Consider the following 18,156-nt stretch of genomic DNA (forward strand, 5'->3'; position numbering starts at 1 on the left):
GGGGTCTCCCTTACCACGCTTCTCCCGCAGGAGTCTCGCATCCCTCCACTTCAATCAACTGTGCATAAAACAATACGAACCTTTTACACAGCCTTTATTAAATTAATTCAAACACACCAGCAGCACCCATTCCGCCACCGATACACATCGTAACAACACCGAACTGAACGTTACGTCTTCTCATTTCATGAATGAGCGTTAACGTTAATTTTGCTCCAGAGCATCCAAGTGGGTGACCAAGCGAAATTGCTCCACCGTTTACGTTTACTATTTCTTCATCAATGCCTAGTGTTCTAACAATCGCTAGTGATTGAGAAGCAAAGGCTTCGTTTAATTCAAACAATCCGATATCAGATAACTCAAGTCCTGCAATCTTCAATGCTTTTGGAATAGCTTCGATTGGTCCAATCCCCATAATTTCAGGTGGTACACCAGCAACCGCAAACGAACGGAATTTTGCTAATGGCTTTTGGCCTTCTGATAAAGCTTTTTCCTTATCCATAAGTAGAACGGCTGCAGCTCCATCACTCATCTGTGATGCGTTACCCGCTGTGACACTACCTTTTACATTGAAAGCTGGTCTAAGCTTACCTAGTACTTCCAGTGTTGTGTCTGCACGAACACCCTCATCTTGTGAGAACATGAATGTTTTTTCTTGAAGTTTGTTTTTACCATCAAGAATACGATTTGTTACTTCAACTGGCACGATTTCGTCGACGAACTTACCTTCTTGAATCGCTTTTGCCGCACGTTGATGGCTTCTTACTGCGAAAGCATCTTGGTCTTCACGACTAATTCCGTATTTCACAGCAACCTGTTCAGCTGTATGTCCCATGCCCATATAGTATTCTGGAGCACTTTCCACAAGCTTAATGTTAGGACGAACGGTATGTCCTGTCATCGGTACGATACTCATGGACTCTGCCCCACCCGCTAGGATGGTATCTGAAGAACCAAGCATAATTCGCTCTGCTCCGTACGCAATACTTTGAAGACCTGATGAACAATAACGATTAATCGTAATGGCTGGAACTGTGTTCGGTAAGCCCGCTAGAGCACCAATATTTCTAGCCATATTTAAGCCTTGCTCAGCTTCCGGCATCGCACAACCAATGATTAGGTCGTCAATATTTCCTTCATAATTATTTGCACGCTTTAGCGTTTCTTTTACAACTAATGCTCCTAAATCATCCGGACGTACATTGGCAAGTGACCCACGTTTTGCTTTTCCGACCGGGGTTCTTGCACCAGCAACGATTACTGCTTCTCTCACATTACTCCCCCATTTCTTTATTTTTATGGAGAGAGAGGACGAATCCTCTCTATGAATCTATTAATTACGTAAAGGCTTACCCTTCACTAACATATGCTGCATACGTTGTTGAGACTTTGGCTCAGCTACAAGACTTAAGAATGCTTCTCTTTCTAAATCTAGTAAGTATTGTTCATCTACTTCAGTTCCAAAGCTCACTCTACCACCAGCTAGAACAAAGGCAAGCTTCTTTGCAATCTTCATATCATGTTCTGAAATGAATCCTGAACGAAGCATAGAATCTATTCCTAAAAGAAGTGTTGCGTATCCTGTTTCACCTACGACCGGAACCTTCTTACGCTTAGGTGCCTGATAGCCTTGACTTGCCAATGCTAGAACAGCCTGCTTCGCATCGTATAATAAATGATCACCATTTATGCTGATTCCATCTTGGTTTGATAAGAAATTATTATTTCTTGCCTCTTGAGCAGAGGTAGAAACTTTCGCCATTGCAATCGTTTCAAATACGTGGTTTGTCACTTTTTGAAGATCCTTTTCCACGCCATTTGGAAGACCCTCTAAATGGCTAATATATAATTCCTTGTTACCGCCTCCACCAGGGATTAAGCCAACGCCTACTTCTACTAAGCCCATATATGTTTCCATTGACGCTTGAATGCGTGAAGCAGGTAAACAAATCTCAGCTCCTCCACCAAGTGACATACCAAAAGGTGCAGCCACAACAGGCTTTGGACTATATTTAATGTTCATCATTGTTTGTTGGAATTGCTTTACAACAAGATCTAATTCAAAGAAATTATCATCTTGAGCTTCCATTAGAATCATCGCAAGGTTAGCACCTACACAGAAGTTCTTTCCTTGGTTACCGATGACAAGACCTTCGTAGTTACGGTCCACTTCTTCAATAGCAAAGTTAATCATTTGCGTGACATCAGGACCAATTGAATTGTTTGGAGAGTGGAATTCTAGTGCCGCTACGCCATCTCCTAAATCTATTAAACTAGCACCGTTGTTTTTCTTAATGACACCGTTCTTTTCTTTTAATCCTTTTAGGTGGATAACCTTTGGATTAACTACTTTATTTTCGTAGCTACCATTTTGGAAATACAGGTCTTGCCCTTCTTCTTTTTTATAAAAAGAAGTTTGACCTGTTTCTAACATTTCAATTACCCATCCAGGTACTTGTAAGCCTTCTGCTTGCATTTTCTTTACTGAGTTTTCAACTCCGATAGCATCCCAAAGTTCAAATGGACCTTTGTCCCAGCCGAAGCCCCACTTCATGGCATTATCAATCGCCACGATATCATCTGCAATGACACCTTTTAGTTCAGCTGTATACACAAGTACTGGGCTAATAATGTTCCAAAGCAGTTTTCCTGCACGATCTTCTGCATAAACAAGTGCTTTTAGCTTATCCGCGCCTTTTGCTTGCTTGCTCAGTTCAATGGATGGAGCTGCTAACTTCTTTCGTGCCTCATACTCTAGTGTCTCTGGGTTTAATTCAAGAATCTCTTTTCCTTGCTTTAAGAAGAATCCTTGACCTGATTTACTTCCTAGCCATCCTTTTTCAAGCATGGATTTCATAAATGCTGGTACTTCAAATGCTTCTTTTTCTGCCCCATCTACTTGCTCATACACGTTGTTGGCTACATGAATGAACGTATCTAGACCAACGACATCAAGTGTACGGAAGGTTGCACTTTTTGGTCTACCAATTAGCGGACCTGTTACCGAGTCTACTTCCCCAACACTGTAACCGCCTTTTAGCATTTCTTTAACCGTCACGATTAAACCATAAGTACCAATTCTATTTCCAATAAAGTTAGGCGTGTCCTTTGCTTCTACTACACCTTTACCAAGGACATCTTCACCAAACGTTTTCATGAAGGAAAGCACTTCTGGATCAGTGTCTTTCGTTGGGATGATTTCTAGTAATTTTAAGTAACGTGGTGGATTGAAGAAATGTGTGCCAAGGAAATGCTTTCTGAAATCCTCAGAGCGGCCTTCAGCCATTGCTTCAATAGAAATTCCCGAAGTGTTTGAGCTGATAATTGTTCCAGGCTTTCTTACTTCATCAATACGCGAAAATACTTGTTGCTTGATGTTTAAGTTCTCAACAACAACTTCAATAACCCAATCTACATCTTTAATCCGTTCTAAGTCATCATCAAAATTTCCAGCTTCGATTAAAGAAATATTTTCTTTAGCCGCTAATGGAGCAGGCTTTTGCTTTAACAGTTTTTGAATGGAAGTGTGGCTTAGACGGTTACGGACAACCTTATCCTCTAGTGTAAGCCCTTTCTTTTTTTCGTCTTCTGTCAATTCTCTAGGAACAATGTCTAGTAAAAGCGTTGGTATGCCGATATTGGCTAAGTGAGCAGCGATTCCTGAACCCATTACCCCAGATCCTAAAACAGCTGCTTTGCGAATGCGTCGACTCAACCGTAATCTCCCCTTTCTCATTTCGAATGACTTTTGTTGAATGAATACTCATTCATTTATTCTACTTTCACTATAATCCATTTTGGAAATTTTCGCAATATACAATCGATACATCCTTACATTTTATTCTGACATTATTTTAAATATGTAGGTAAGTCTAATAGATGGAGGTGATAAATATGGCAAAGCTTAAGAAGAATCCATCAGAACGTGCCAAAAGCGCAGCAAGCGTTAAAGGAACGGCTGGCCCAACCGTAAAAGGTGGTGTGTCTGGAAAGACACAAAGCACGAACCAACAATACGGCAAAAGCAACATGGGTGAAGAGTAAAAACGTGGAATTGCAGTAGTTGTAGTAGTTGTAGTTTTTTGGATTGAAACATTGCACTTTATCGCATTAACGCATCGGGGGCCTGGCCCCCGATGCGTTAATGCGTGAAACTATTTATAGACTACTTACAAACTATTCTCTTTCCATCCTGTTCAACACCATACTCTTACCAATCAATTTTATGCGCTGTAATTTTAGTAGGTGAGACCGCATAGATATGGTCTTCTATTGAAAGGACTCTCATGATTTGGTTTTCCCAGTTTTCGTATTGGGAAGTTTGGTCTTCGTGTGTCATTTCTAGTTGACGTTGGAAGCCTTTGTTCAAATCAATGCTGTAGGCAAGGGCACCGTGGAATACGAGTTGTTGTTCGTATTTGCTACCTACTTTGTCTTGGTATACGGTGACTGGAAAGGCAAAGATGTTTTGTTTCTTACTAAATAGTAGTGCTTTATGGTCATAGTTTAGTGGCGAGTAAGTTCCAGTCCCACCGATAATTTCGGAGAATTTCTCTTTTGGTTCTAGTGGGTTACTTACATCAAATAAAGAAATTTTCACGCCATCTGTAATGACAAGTGGTTCCAGAGAACCTTTTTCTTTTACAAGCTTTGTATGTTGACCAAAGCCGATTAAATGATGTTCGTCGTAAGGGTGTAGATAGTCACTAAAGCCTGGAATCTTCAGTTCACCTAGGACTGTAGGTTTTGAAGGGCTACTTAAATCCATCACGAACAGTGGATCTACTTGTTTGAATGTCACCACATACCCTTTATCCCCCATAAAACGAACGGAGTAAATTCGCTCACCTCGTGCAAGATCTTCTACACTTCCTACAAGCTGCATTTCCTCATTTAAGATAAACACATGATTTCTAGATGGCGATTTCTCATCCCATACCTCGCCTTCCGTTGTCGCTACTCTAAAGTGACCATTGTACTCATCCATCGAAAACTGGTTTAATAAACTTCCCTTTACTAATCCTGTTGCCATAAACTCGACCTTTAAACCGTCAACAGCGAATTTATAGATTTCTGTCTTAACCGGAGTGCTAATAGCAATAGAATCAAAGGAGAATCCTTTGTTTTCACGGACCTCTGGATACTTATTTACCGCTATATATAGATTCTCTTTCGTCATATATAAATTAGAGCCGCTTCCTAAATAAGTTGAGATCTCCATCTCTTTTTTCACATCCTCGATATCGAGCGCTGCAATGATAGAGTAGTTCGTCTCATTGGATCCAGGAAAATAGTGGATTTCATCATAGTCAATGACTTGAATATCATCGGAAACCGCAGTGTCTGCAAATCGAGGGCGTAAGTCAATCTTTTCGTTTTCATAAGCCCAGAAATCAGGATAGTGTTGATTTACTATATAAAGTGTGGAATCTACTTTTCTAGACGTCATATAAGAACCTTCAATTTGAACGGATCGGATTTCCTTTGGATTGCTACGATCTGCTATATCATAGACAATAACCTGAACCTGCTGATAAATCGGTGCGATTTTTCTATCCTTTTCTTCCTGTGAATAATCATGATAAGCATATCCAATCACTACTAGCTTATTTTCATCCACATATAACTGAAAGGGTTCAAGATTTGAATAGGAGATCGTAGATATATCTTTAATTGTTGATGCTGGTAACGCCTTTGTAATGGTCAACTTGCGATCAATCACTCTGTAAATGTATTCTCCGTCTGTTTTAACAGAGTCCCCTTCATCTACCCCTTGAACTTGAACATTTGTCTCAGAATATGATTTTGATTCAGCTCCTTCTCCTTTAGCTAAATCATTAGATTCCATAGTAGTCTCCTCTTCAACTCCACCAGAACCAAAGCCCCAGCTCCATTTTTCCTTGGTTTCCTTTATTCTGTCTCGAAAAAATTGAACTAGCTTCTTTTCACTTCCAACAACGGGTAATCCCTCTGAAACACTAAACTCAATCGTTTTATCTGAACGGAGCATTTCCCCACTAACTGAACTGATTTGATTAGATAAATGTAAAACGAAGTTCCCATTATAAGCTTTATATCCATTTTTAGGTGGTGCAATCGTAACAGCCTTCTGGTCATCACGAACGGAAATAGTTGTCGCCATTACTTCATCTTTTTCATTTTTAATAACTATATTCTGTTCCGTTAATGTTGACGGATCCATCCGTTCTGAAAACTCAATTTCCCAAACATGATTAGGTAAAACAACTTGAGTTTTTTCACCTTCCACCCAACCACTTACAACAGTGGGCTTTCCACCGTATATGACAAACTGAAAGATAAACGCAATTCCAACTAGTCCAAGCAACAACATCATATAAACAAATGATTTCCTCATTACCGTGCCCCCTTTATAAAACATAGTCGAAAGCTACCGAGAAAAGTTACAGCTTGTAGGTATATATTTTTCAGATTATTTAAATAAGTTCATGACTCCCATACAATGCGTTAACATGATACAATATTGTCATTCTTAAAGACAGGGGTTCTTTGCCTATGTTTGAATTGTTACTTACAATGCTTGAACGTTTAGGGATACTAGTAACCATCGCTTTTATTTTAACGCGATTCCGTTTTTTCCGAGAGATGATTCAGCACGAAAAAATTGGGCGTAAACAGCAATATATGGCGATTTTATTTTTTGGTTTCTTCGGTATTATTGGTACATACTCTGGACTTACTTTTAATACCGATTCCATGAATTTTGACAGATGGGCAAATGGACTGAATCAAGAGGAAGCATTGGCTAACTCTAGAGTTATAGGGATTATCATTGCAGGTTTACTTGGTGGTTATAAAGTAGGAATTGGGGCAGGTTTGATTGCAGGGATTCATCGTTATTCAATGGGTGGCTTTACTGACCTTGCTTGCGGTTTATCTGCTATCATCGCCGGCATCATTTCAGGTGCTTTCCATCGTAATAAAAAAGAAATCTCCTTAAAAGCAGCTTTTCTAATTGGGGCTCTTGCTGAAACAGTTCAAATGTTGATTATTTTGCTCGTAGCGAAGCCATTTTCAATGGCACTTTCTTTAGTAGAGGTCATTGGTTTCCCAATGATTCTCGCAAACGGAATTGGCTCTGCCTTATTCTTATTGATCGTACGGAATGTCTTAAATGAAGAAGAAAAAATAGGTGCCCTTCAGACTCAAAAGGCGTTACGCTTAGCAGAGCTTACATTAACCCATTTGAGGAAAGGCCTCTATGCTCAACCTGCCAAAGAGGCGTGTGAGATTCTGTATCGTGAGGTTCAAGCAAGTGCTGTCGCTATTACAAATCATGAAAAAATTCTTGCTCATATTGGACACGGAGCTGATCATCACCGAGAATTAACCCCTATTTTGACAGACGTCACGAGGAGAGTTATTCAAGAGGGAAGATTAATTGTGGCTGGCCATGATCAAATTCAATGTATGCAAGAAGATTGCCCTTTACATGCAGTTGTCATTGCTCCTCTCATTCAGAGAGGAAAAACCATTGGAACATTAAAGTTTTACTTCAGCTCAGAAAAAGAGATAACCCCTCTTGTCATACAATTAATTACAGGACTAAGTTCGTTGTTAAGCAATCAACTAGATATTGCTGAAGCCGATAAAGCCTTTCAACTAGCAAAGGAAGCTGAAATAAAAGCATTGCAAGCGCAAATTAGTCCTCACTTTTTGTTTAACTCGTTAAATATTATTGTTTCCCTTATTCGAATCGATCCTAAAAAGGCAAGATCTCTGTTAGTGGCGTTGTCTCATTTCCTTCGTCAAAATTTAGCTGGGACGACAGAGAAATGGATTACACTAGAACAGGAACTAAAGCATGTGAAAGCTTATCTTTCTATAGAAGAAGCGAGGTTTGTTGATAAATTAAGTGTGCATTATGAAATTGATGACACTGTACTTAATCACCCCATTCCACCTTTAACACTACAACCTATTGTTGAAAATGCTATTAAGCACGGCATTAAGGACAAAGAAAGTGATTGTCAAATACGGATTATCATAAAAAAAGAGAACGATCACATACTCGTTTCCGTCCAAGACAATGGAAATGGAATGGACCTATCAAAATATCCAAATTTAATAGTAGAAAAAGTTCCTTCAAAAACTGGTACAGGTATTGGCTTATTCAATGTTAATCGTCGTCTCGTCATGTTATTAGGTGAGCAATCTCGCCTCATTATTAAAAGTAAAGAAAATGAAGGAACAGTCGTATCTTTTAGGATTTCTAACAGTATGGAGGAAAAGGAATGACATCTATACGTGTTTTAGTAGTTGATGATGAACGATATAGTCGGGATGAGCTTAAACATTTATTATCTAATTATCCCCGTATTCAGGTTGTGGGAGAAGCTGACTCTGGAGATCAAGCAATCATGCAAGCCATCCAATTGCAACCAGATGTCGTTTTCCTTGATATCGAGATGCCAAAGCTAAGCGGTCTTGAAGTGGCCCAATCATTAAAGGAACTTAAAAAAACACCGCGTATTGTCTTTGCAACAGCTTATCCAAACTTTGCTGTTCAAGCATTTCGCCATCAAGCAGTCGACTACCTCGTGAAGCCTTTTGATGAAGAACAATTAACCGAAACCATTGAGCGCTTAGAAAAAATCTTACTTGAGTCTACTCAACCGAAAATCGAAAAGTTATCCCCTACTCCTGCAAAGCTCGCTTTAGAAGGAGAAGATGAGATTATTTATATTGATCCGAAAGAGATTCTCTATTTATATCGTGATGATCGGGAAACAAAAATTGTCCTAAAAGATAAAGTATACGAATCTAAGTATGCTTTAAAGGATTTTGAAGCAAGACTTGAAAGCTATTCCTTTTACCGCATCCATAAAAGTTATCTCGTGAACACCGATCATATTACAAGACTGATTCCCTGGTTTAACGGAGCCTATCAGCTTGAATTAAAGGGAGTCAAAGAACATTTATCAGTTAGTCGAAATTATGTAAAAGGTCTGCGTGCGCTTTTAGAGCTATAGCACGTGGACTTTTTTTGCCTCCAATGTAACTAACACGTAAAACAGGTATTTTTTCATGTTAAGCAGGATATATGACATCTTATACATAAACCCCACTACTAGAAAACGTTTTCATTTATAGTATGGATAGTGAAAACGAATTCATAGTAAGGGGGATTTGTAATGTATACATTTATTGCTGGTGTCCTGCTTTTAATTATTGGATACTTTACGTATGGTAAATTTGTTGAAAAGGTATTTGGTCCAAACTCCGAACGTCAAACACCCGCGTTTACTCGTAAGGATGGCGTAGATTATCTACCAATGAGTGAAAAGAAAAACTCATTAATTCAATTATTAAATATTGCTGGTGTTGGTCCAATCTTCGGTCCAATCATGGGTGCTTTATACGGACCTGTTGCATTTCTTTGGATCGTACTAGGTTGTATCTTCGCTGGAGCTGTTCATGACTACCTAACGGGTATGATTTCTATTCGTAATAGAGGTGCTCATTTACCTGAGCTTGCTGGTAAGTTTTTAGGGAAGTTCATGAAGCACATGGTAAACTTCTTTGCGGTATTATTACTACTTTTAGTTGGTACTGTTTTCGTAACAGCACCTGCAGGTCTACTTCATACATTAATGGATGGCAGCGTAACAATGGGCTTAATCATTGCTGCAATCTTCGTTTACTATTTATTAGCAACATTATTACCGATTGATAAAATCATTGGTCGTTTCTATCCAGCATTTGGTGCTTTACTATTAATTTCAGCAGTTGGTGTAGGTGGTATGTTAATTTTCACTGGCGCTCCAATTCCTGAATTATCTTTATCAAATATGCACCCTGACAACGCACCTATTTTCCCGCTATTATTCTTAACGATCTCTTGTGGTGCATTATCTGGATTCCATGCAACTCAAACACCGATTATCTCTCGTACAACACAAAACGAGCGTCAAGGACGTTTCATTTTCTACGGAATGATGATCGCAGAAGGTATTATCGCTATGATCTGGGCAGCTGCTGCTATGAGTATGTTTGATGGTTCAACTGGTTTAAAAGAAATTCTTGCTGGTGGTCCTGGTACTGTTGTAAGTGAAGTTTCAATCGCTCTATTAGGAGCTGTTGGTGGAACATTAGCTGTACTTGGAGTTATCGTTCTTCCAATTACTTCTGGTGATACTGCGTTCCGTAGTGCACGTATGATCATCGCTGATTATTTAAACATTGCTCAAACGAAGATTGCTAGTCGTTTATGGATCGCGATTCCTTTATTCGTTCTATCTTTTGCTCTTACAAAAATTGATTTCACACTTTTATGGAGATACTTCTCTTGGGCAAATCAATCGACAGCTGTTATTGCATTATGGGTAGCGACAATGTATCTATTCATTGCTAAGAAAAATTACTGGATCCCAATGATCCCAGGTGTGTTTATGACAATGACAACATTCACGTACATCTTAAACGCGCAAATCGGATTTGGTTTATCACTAAATATCTCTTATATCATTGCAGCCGTTACAACTGTAGCAGTTATCGTAATTTTCTTCAATGCTGCTAAGAAAGCGCGCGCAAACAATATTCCACTTGAGGATTCTATCTCGAACGTGGCGTAAAAAGAAAAGCATCTGATCTTAGTTTGATCAGATGCTTTTTTTGTTTTCTCGAATTATTAGGCTCGGTTGGTTTACTACCCACAAAGGTTAGACTGGGCGCATAAATTGTAATTTTTGTGCATAAATTGAATTTTTTGTGCATAAGTTCTCGGTTTTGACGCATATATTTTGATTTTCACGCATAAATCTCATTTTTCGCGCATAAACCCAATATTTGCGAGAACACCTCGTATAACCTCAGCCTATTCTATAGCATTGCAGGCTAATATATAGCAAACTGTCACACATTTAATCTCCAAATCTACAAATCTACAAAAAAAGGTCGCTAAGATATAAAATCTCAGCAACCTACTACTATTATTTTCTAATCATTCCTTTAACAACAAACGCCACGTTTGCTGGTCTTTCAGCCAATCTTCTCATGAAGTAGCCATACCAGTCATTTCCGTAAGGTACATACACTCTCATTTTGTAGCCTTCTTTTACAAGTTCAAGCTGGCGTTCCGGACGAATACCATATAACATTTGGAATTCAAATTGGTCTTTAGGGATATTAAGTTCCTTTACAACCTGTTTCGTATATTCAATCATTGCATCATCATGACTGGCAACCGCTGTATAGTTACCGTTTTCAAGATGCATTCTAATAATCTTCTTAAAGTTCTCATCTACGTCCTTTTTATCAGGAAACGCCACTTCAGGAGATTCCTTGTAAGCGCCTTTAACAAGTCGTAAATTAGGCTTATATTGATTCAAGTCAGCTACATCGTCTGCCACTCGGTATAGATATGCTTGAAGAACAGTCCCGATATTATCGTACTCTGAACGTAATTGTTTAAAAATGTCGATGGTCTTGCCGCAACGTGAATAATCTTCCATATCAATTGTTACAAAGACACCGTTTTCTTTTGCTGCCTCTAAAATACGGCGCATGTTACGTAATACCACTTCATCTGAAATATCTAATCCCATTGAAGTCATCTTAAGTGAAAGTTGAGAATCTAACTTTTCTCGACCAATGGCTTTTACTGCCTCAATTGAATTGTCAGCCATCTCATTAGCTTCCGCTTCATTGTCTACAAATTCACCTAGATAATCAATCGTCACCGATAAATTCTTTTTATTTAAATCTTTGATTACTGCTACTGCTTTATCAATTGTTTCCCCCGCAACAAATCTCGCTGCGCCAAAATGAAGCCCGTATTTTTTTGCTAACTTCGTTAAGGCTTTGTTTTTCGACAAAAATAAGAAAAAGTTACGCATAAGCTGTTCCATCTATACCCCTCCTGAAAGCAAACATAGTTTACGCAACAATATATCCTATGTGAACAGAGGCTATATGTTTTTAAACCATCATCATTTTATCATCTTTCTTTCTACTTGAATATGAAAATATTTAGAAGTTGTCGGATATTAAGCTTGTTTGTCATCTTATGTAACAAGCCCTATGATTACATAGAAAAAAGCGCTCCAATATTCGGAACGCTTAGACTCTTATTTTTGCATTTCATGTTCTTTTATATAACGGTTTCGTGGGTGTTCTTGGCATTCTGTGCTACATGAACGTTTATGCTCGTGCTCACACTCTTCACATAGTAATAAGTGCTTGTTACAGTCAGGGTTGCCACATTTCACATAGCGCTCTTCAGCCTCACCGCAATAGTAGCATTTCCCTACAACATTGGCTTCTTCCGTTCGGTTAACTGGAACAGATATTCTTTCGTCGAACACATAAAGTTTCCCGTCCCATAACTTCCCTTTCACCTCAGTATCATAACCATAGGTAACGATTCCACCTTCTAGTTGAGATACATCCTTAAAGCCTTCTTTTACTAAGAACCCAGAGAACTTCTCACAACGAATTCCTCCCGTGCAATACGTCAGGATTTTTTTATCCTTATGATCAGCTAAATTTTCTCTTACCCAGTCGGGCAATTCTCTAAAACTTTCAATATCGGGTCTGATTGCATTTTTAAAATGCCCTAAGTCATATTCGTATGTGTTTCTTGCATCAAGGATTAAGACTTCTGGATCTTGCATGGCTTCATAGAATTCCTTTGGTGGAAGATGCTTTCCTGTTAATTGATTAGGGTTAACATCGTCTTCTAGCTTTAGGTTTACTAACTCTGGTTTTACCTTAACCTTAAGCTTTTTAAAAGCATGCTGATCAGATGGCTCAATTTTAAAGATTGTATCTGCAAATCTTTCATCCTGACGCATTTCTCTCATGTATTGTTCTGTTTGTTCGACAGTTCCGGAGACTGTACCGTTAACACCTTCGTGTGCAACATACACTCTTCCTAACACACCAATTCGTTCACAGAGGGCACGATGCTCGTCCATAAACGCAGCAGGGTCTTCTATATTGACATATTTATAGTAAAGTAGAACTTGAAATTCCATTGTAATCACCTATCTTTAAAAATTTCTTCTCTTATCATACCAAAAATTATTGATAAATTATAATCCATTAATAGACAAAAGCTTAAAAAAGGCCCATATAAAAGAAGTGTATTATACCATACACTTCTACTTTTTTGCTCGATGGGCTTCGTTTAACTCTTTGATCTGTTCTATTACTTCTTTCATACCTTCTTTAGCTTCTGGATAGGTCTCATTCCAGTGCTTCGCTAAAGGAGGCATGGTTTTCGCAATATGAGAATAGACCACATAAGCACGTACCTTTTCCTTTAGCTCATTGTTCGTTTCACCTAATAAAAGCTCGGTGTATTTCTCTAATAGACCGTCCAATTGAGCAACTAATTTATCTTCCATTTCCTCATCTCCCCTCTAATTCGTAACTAGCTGACACGCTTGAGGACAGGTTGAGCAGCTTCCCTGAGAACCAGGCAATCGATTGTATAAACAACAAGTCTTACGTAGTCTAATTTCCGTATCTACATGATCATAGTATTTCTTTTCCGTGTAGTATTTATGGATAGGATTTTTAGAGTAGTCGCCAAAAACAGAACAGTCCGCTGCTAAAAGAGCATTGAAATCATCTGAAATAATCTCATTTTTTGGTTGTTCTTTCATCATACTCTCGTAGATCCAAAACACGTAGACAGCCGCATTTTCCCATAGGATATGCTTAGAAATCTTTCCTTGTTTGGCCACCATACTAATAACAGGTGCTAGATGGTCCTTGAATAAGCTTTCAAACCCAGCAGCCCTCCACGATGCACGATCATGTGTAGGTAGGAGAGCATCTTGAGATTGTATTTGCAGCTTTGGAAGCCATACCTTGTTCTCTTCATATGATTGAAAAATAGTGCCCTCTAGACCAATATCAATTCTCTTATGAAACATGCTCATGGAATACAAATAAGGGACCGTTACCATATACGCATATCTCTTTATAAATTGAGATGCCGCTACAAAAGTTTCGTTCACACCATACATTTCTTTTAGCTTCTCAATAAACTCACTAACAAAAGCTTCATTCAAGAGTTTAGTACAGGAAAAACAGTAAGCATGCTCTGAATCTTCAGTTGTTAAACGATAATTTGTGAGTACTTCCCACTCATTAGACTGTAACTGCTTGCTTCTCATGGTCTCCTCCTAGTTGTGGCAAAATACATCTGCCTTTTCCATGAGGAATACATAATGGTGTTCCGAAAATCGGGTCCTGCGTTACCTCACATTGAACATCAAACACTTCTTTCACTAAGTTACAGCTAATCACGTCCTCAGGTCTGCCCTGAGCATATATCGATTGATTCTTAATGGCTACGAGTTGATGTGCATAACGACATGCCAGGTTTAAATCATGAAGAACCATCACAATCGTTCTATTTTCCTTTTCATTTAACTCAAATAATAAGTCAAGAATCTCGATTTGATGGGTCATATCTAAGTACGTGGTTGGCTCATCTAACAGAATAATATCCGTCTCCTGTGCAAGCGTCATCGCGATCCATGCACGTTGGCGTTGTCCTCCTGATAAAGAATCAACCGCCCGATCAGCTAATTCAGTTAACCCCGTTGCATCTAGGGCACGATTAACAGCCGCCTCGTCTTCCTTTGACCATTGCTTTAACCAATTTTGGTGTGGGTATCTTCCCTGTTTCACTAACTGTAAAACCGTTAATCCTTCCGGAGCAGAAGGACCTTGGGGTAAGATGGCCAATTGTTTTGCAATTTCCTTAGTGGGAAGCTTTGCAATATGATTTCCTTCAAGTAGAACCGACCCACCTTGTGGCTTAAGTAAACGTGCAAGTGAACGAAGTAGTGTGGACTTCCCACAACCATTTCCACCTATAAATACAGTGATCTCCCCTTTTGGAATTTGAAGATCTAGCTCCTTAATAATGATGGATTCACCGTAAGAAAGGGTTAAAGATTCTGTTGATAGTACGCTCATATCGCTCACTCCTTGGTTAAAATGATCGCCATTTTTAACATACTGAAAAAGGCCGTTCCTTTTACTCCATTTATTTGTATATACTATATATAACGTTCATTTATTCAGACAATAAGTACTATGTATAGTTTATTTTAGATTCAAAACAGTGTCAATGATGTTGAAAATCATTTTCAATAAGCAGACTAATGAATATAAATTTAATTGGGGAGAATGAGCTCTCATGTTTAGTAAAAACACGATTACATTATTTTTTACCATCATTTTTCTAACTGGATGTATGGAAAAACCTTCAGATAAGGAACCCATAGTAAAAGAGGAGGCATTTATTCCTATTTCACATGCAATGGGCCAGACTGATGTACCACCTTCTCCTAGCCGAATTGTTGTTCTAACGAATGAAGGAACAGAAGCATTACTTAAGCTCGGCGTCAAACCTATTGGTGCTGCCCAATCATGGGTGGGAGATCCTTGGTATGAGCACTTGAAGTCCTACATGAATGGAGTCGAACCTGTAGGGTTTGAGCATGATCCTTCCATCGAAAAAATTGCCGCACTTCAACCTGATTTAATTATCGGAAATAGGATGAGGCATGAACAAATTTATGAGCAATTATCGAGGCTAGCTCCTACCGTTTACTCAGAAGACTTACATAGTGATTGGAAAATAAACTTCTCATTATATGCTGAAGCGGTTAATAAAAAACAGGAAGGACAAGATGTCTTGTTGAAGTGGGATGCTTACTTAGAGGATTCCTTTCAGGGAAATCATGAGATTTCGGTTGTTCGTTTTATGAAGGACCATGCCCGGATTTATTATAAAGGCTCTTTTCCCGGTGTCATTATAGATGAAGCTGGATGGAGCAGACCTGAAACTCAGGAAGTAGAAAAGATTTCAGAAATGTTAGTTGATGTAGAGCAGTCTAACCAGATGAATGGTGACCTATTATTTTACTCTACGTTGGATGTAGAGGAAGAGGAAGCAGAAGTCTTTGCCACAGAATGGCTTCTATCGGCCCCTTTTCAAAGCTTAGATGCTTTTAAAAATGGGAATGTAATGAACGTGGATGATTCCGTTTGGCATCGTTCAGGAGGAGTTCTAGCAGCTGAGCTAGTTGTGGAGGATATAAAGAGAGCGATAAATAAAAAATGAAATCCTGGGGCCTTCCCTGGATTTCATTTTTCATTCAAGTCTTTTTTCGTTAGATGTATGCTTTTGAAAAGCAATAAAAGTTTTAGGTAAGGAGTTCCGATTCAAATACATTTTTTCACAAGGATTATTTCCCTATGAAATAAACCGTAAAAATCAAACCATTCATTACGAAAACAGTTAGTGGAAATAGAGACGCAAATACTGATAAAACTATTTTTGCTTTGACACGCTCAACATTAGCTTTAAAAAGAAAATATAATGAAGATAAGACTAAGATGAATGTTGATAAAGTTCCAAATAACAATATAGTTGTATTCATTTCTCCTGATAACCTCGCCCAATCTTGCACATTAAACACAACGATTAAGCCTATTAGCCCTAAAGATATCGAGACTATAAACCACTTAGTAAATTTATTCATTCGCTCACCTTCCCCTCTCATACTTATCAAACAAATCTGTTCCATTAAATGAAGAACTAAGTTTTCATAATCTTTACGTATACTTTACCACATTATGTAAAAGATTTTTGGATAATACAATAAAATAGCACCCCCATTGGCTCGACAATATTCATTGTCAAAATGGGGGTGCTATTTGCTTTGTGTTTCTATATGGAAACGGAACTACTAAAATACATCTCTTATTGGTTTTGTATGACGAATTATATAAATCACCACTGCTACGAGTAAGGCGATGGTTAAATACGATATCCAAGGTAAATACGTTTGAATTCCTATATTCAGTAATCTCGCACCCCCGAAATTGCCAAGCCCTTCTCCCAAGCCGAATATGAAATTTGACAATCCGAAGTACGTTCCGATTAGTTGAGCTGTCCCCAATCGAGTAATCGTTACATCAATTGTAGGCATTAAGATCATTTCACCCATAACAAAAATCACGCCACTAACAATTAATAAGCTGAAATGATTGGCAAAATAAAGTGAGCTGATTCCAAGCCCAATAAAGGTTGTACCTAGAGCTAATGCATTCATTGGATTCAGTTTTTTAATCACCCTATTGGTAATCGTCGTTTGAAAAATAACAACTAGTATACTGTTAAACGTCCAAATCAGTGAAACTACTGTAGGATTTTCCAAGAACGACTCTGCACGTAGTGGCAAAGCAAGTGCGAATTGTGCATAAAGACCCCATACAAAAATACTCATGATGGAATAAAGAACAAAGGCTTTATTTTTAAATACTTCCACATACGATTGAAAACTAATATCTTCACATTCTCCTTCCCCACAATTAGCCGGGACATAAATCCAGCTAATGATTGCAAGAATGAGAAACAACGCTGCTGAAATATAAAAAATCATAACGGATTCATCTCCGATTAGGAAGTAAGTAAGCAACCCAGCACTCGCAATACCAAAGTTCGCGGCAATTCCCCTTATAGAAAAGACCGTTGTACGATGATCTCCTTCTGATGCAAGAGCCGCAATAGCAGCCTTTGTAGATGGAGAATTTAATCCGCCACCGATCCCGTTAATAACAGCTACCATTAGTAGCAGAGGATATGTCCCTGCTAATGCGAATCCCACCAAACCGATTCCTTTCACTAGTGCCCCTACCGTAATGATCATTCTTCTTCCGATTTTATCGGCTAAAAAGCCGCCTAACAGACTGCCCCCTTGATAAGAAAAAGAGCTAACCGCTAGAACAGTACCAATTTCTACAATGGATAGACCTTTAATGACTTTCAAAACGATTGGAAGCAAGGGTAAGACAATATAATAAGCTAAATGCGATAGTAAGACACCCAAAAGTAGAATTTTTAACGAAACGGGTAAGAGATTAAAATTCGATTTAAACATACTAACCTCCTTTTTATTAGCTTGACTCTATGAGGAGGATTTCATCCTGGGATTGTAGAAATCGTGGAATAAGCTGAAATATTGTGGAATAACCTATTTTTTCGTGAGATAAGGAAAAAAATCGTGGAATAATATAATTTTTCGTGGAATAACCGGTTCTTATCGTGAAATAACCTAGTTACTGAGTAAAAATGAAAAAACGTAC

Annotated in this window: 15 protein-coding genes; 5 read left to right on the forward strand and 10 right to left on the reverse strand. The window is 38.5% G+C overall.

What is annotated here, in order from left to right; genetic code table 11:
• Positions 1 to 97 precede the first annotated feature (97 nt).
• Both LT143_RS19750 and LT143_RS19755 read right to left on the reverse strand, forming a co-directional pair.
• Positions 98 to 1,273, reverse strand: a complete 1,176-nt coding sequence (locus LT143_RS19750) for an acetyl-CoA C-acetyltransferase (RefSeq protein ID WP_246946126.1) — start codon at positions 1,271 to 1,273, stop codon at positions 98 to 100.
• 60 nt (positions 1,274 to 1,333) lie between these two features.
• Positions 1,334 to 3,715 (reverse strand): 3-hydroxyacyl-CoA dehydrogenase/enoyl-CoA hydratase family protein, encoded by a 2,382-nt coding sequence (locus tag LT143_RS19755; protein WP_246946127.1) that lies wholly within the window; start codon positions 3,713 to 3,715, stop codon positions 1,334 to 1,336.
• A 179-nt stretch (positions 3,716 to 3,894) separates the two neighbouring features.
• Between LT143_RS19755 and LT143_RS19760 the strand changes: the two genes are divergently transcribed.
• Positions 3,895 to 4,044 carry a YuzL family protein gene (locus LT143_RS19760; protein WP_246946128.1) on the forward strand — a complete coding sequence of 50 codons (150 nt, stop codon included), beginning with the start codon at positions 3,895 to 3,897 and terminating at the stop codon, positions 4,042 to 4,044.
• A gap of 166 nt (positions 4,045 to 4,210) precedes the next feature.
• Here LT143_RS19760 and LT143_RS19765 read toward each other — a convergent pair whose 3' ends face one another.
• Positions 4,211 to 6,376: a beta-propeller domain-containing protein gene (locus LT143_RS19765; RefSeq protein WP_246946129.1), complete on the reverse strand. Its 2,166-nt coding sequence runs from the start codon at positions 6,374 to 6,376 to the stop codon at positions 4,211 to 4,213.
• A 158-nt stretch (positions 6,377 to 6,534) separates the two neighbouring features.
• Between LT143_RS19765 and LT143_RS19770 the strand changes: the two genes are divergently transcribed.
• The 3 genes from LT143_RS19770 to LT143_RS19780 all read left to right on the forward strand — a co-directional run bounded on the left by LT143_RS19770 (position 6,535) and on the right by LT143_RS19780 (position 10,613).
• Positions 6,535 to 8,277 (forward strand): sensor histidine kinase, encoded by a 1,743-nt coding sequence (locus LT143_RS19770; protein ID WP_246946130.1) that lies wholly within the window; start codon positions 6,535 to 6,537, stop codon positions 8,275 to 8,277.
• On the forward strand, positions 8,274 to 9,011 hold the full coding sequence (locus tag LT143_RS19775; RefSeq protein WP_246946131.1) for a LytR/AlgR family response regulator transcription factor: 738 nt from the start codon (positions 8,274 to 8,276) through the stop codon (positions 9,009 to 9,011). The genes LT143_RS19770 and LT143_RS19775 overlap by 4 nt, the downstream gene beginning before the upstream one ends.
• 162 nt (positions 9,012 to 9,173) lie before the next feature.
• On the forward strand, positions 9,174 to 10,613 hold the full coding sequence (locus LT143_RS19780) for a carbon starvation CstA family protein (RefSeq protein ID WP_246946132.1): 1,440 nt from the start codon (positions 9,174 to 9,176) through the stop codon (positions 10,611 to 10,613).
• Positions 10,614 to 10,970: 357 nt separating this feature from the next.
• Here the strand turns inward: LT143_RS19780 and LT143_RS19785 are convergent, their stop codons facing one another.
• The 5 genes from LT143_RS19785 to LT143_RS19805 form a co-directional block, all read right to left on the reverse strand.
• Positions 10,971 to 11,888, reverse strand: a complete 918-nt coding sequence (locus LT143_RS19785) for a proline dehydrogenase family protein (RefSeq protein ID WP_246946133.1) — start codon at positions 11,886 to 11,888, stop codon at positions 10,971 to 10,973.
• A gap of 219 nt (positions 11,889 to 12,107) precedes the next feature.
• Positions 12,108 to 13,022: an oxygen-dependent tRNA uridine(34) hydroxylase TrhO gene (trhO, locus tag LT143_RS19790; RefSeq protein ID WP_246946140.1), complete on the reverse strand. Its 915-nt coding sequence runs from the start codon at positions 13,020 to 13,022 to the stop codon at positions 12,108 to 12,110.
• Positions 13,023 to 13,142: 120 nt separating this feature from the next.
• Positions 13,143 to 13,388, reverse strand: coding sequence for a YusU family protein (locus LT143_RS19795; RefSeq protein ID WP_246946134.1), 246 nt, complete (start codon positions 13,386 to 13,388; stop codon positions 13,143 to 13,145).
• A 15-nt stretch (positions 13,389 to 13,403) separates the two neighbouring features.
• Entirely contained in the window at positions 13,404 to 14,165 is a 762-nt protein-coding gene (fhuF, locus tag LT143_RS19800) for a siderophore-iron reductase FhuF (protein WP_246946135.1), read from the reverse strand.
• The gene (locus LT143_RS19805) at positions 14,140 to 14,976 is read right to left on the reverse strand and encodes an ABC transporter ATP-binding protein (RefSeq protein WP_246946136.1); all 837 of its coding nucleotides are present in this window, start codon (positions 14,974 to 14,976) and stop codon (positions 14,140 to 14,142) included. Before LT143_RS19805 ends, fhuF begins: the two co-directional genes overlap by 26 nt.
• A gap of 223 nt (positions 14,977 to 15,199) precedes the next feature.
• Here LT143_RS19805 and LT143_RS19810 point away from each other — a divergent pair, with 223 nt between their 5' ends.
• A complete protein-coding gene (locus tag LT143_RS19810; RefSeq protein ID WP_246946137.1) occupies positions 15,200 to 16,129 on the forward strand; it encodes an ABC transporter substrate-binding protein in 930 nt (309 codons plus the stop codon).
• Positions 16,130 to 16,253: 124 nt separating this feature from the next.
• Here the strand turns inward: LT143_RS19810 and LT143_RS19815 are convergent, their stop codons facing one another.
• Together LT143_RS19815 and LT143_RS19820 are read right to left on the reverse strand one after the other, a co-directional pair.
• Entirely contained in the window at positions 16,254 to 16,550 is a 297-nt protein-coding gene (locus tag LT143_RS19815; protein ID WP_246946138.1) for a hypothetical protein, read from the reverse strand.
• Between the two features lie 207 nt (positions 16,551 to 16,757).
• On the reverse strand, positions 16,758 to 17,951 hold the full coding sequence (locus tag LT143_RS19820; protein ID WP_246946139.1) for an MFS transporter: 1,194 nt from the start codon (positions 17,949 to 17,951) through the stop codon (positions 16,758 to 16,760).
• Positions 17,952 to 18,156 lie beyond the last annotated feature (205 nt).

Source organism: Bacillus pinisoli (genome assembly GCF_023036475.1).
Classification (GTDB): Bacteria; Bacillota; Bacilli; order Bacillales; family SA4; genus Bacillus_BS; species Bacillus_BS pinisoli.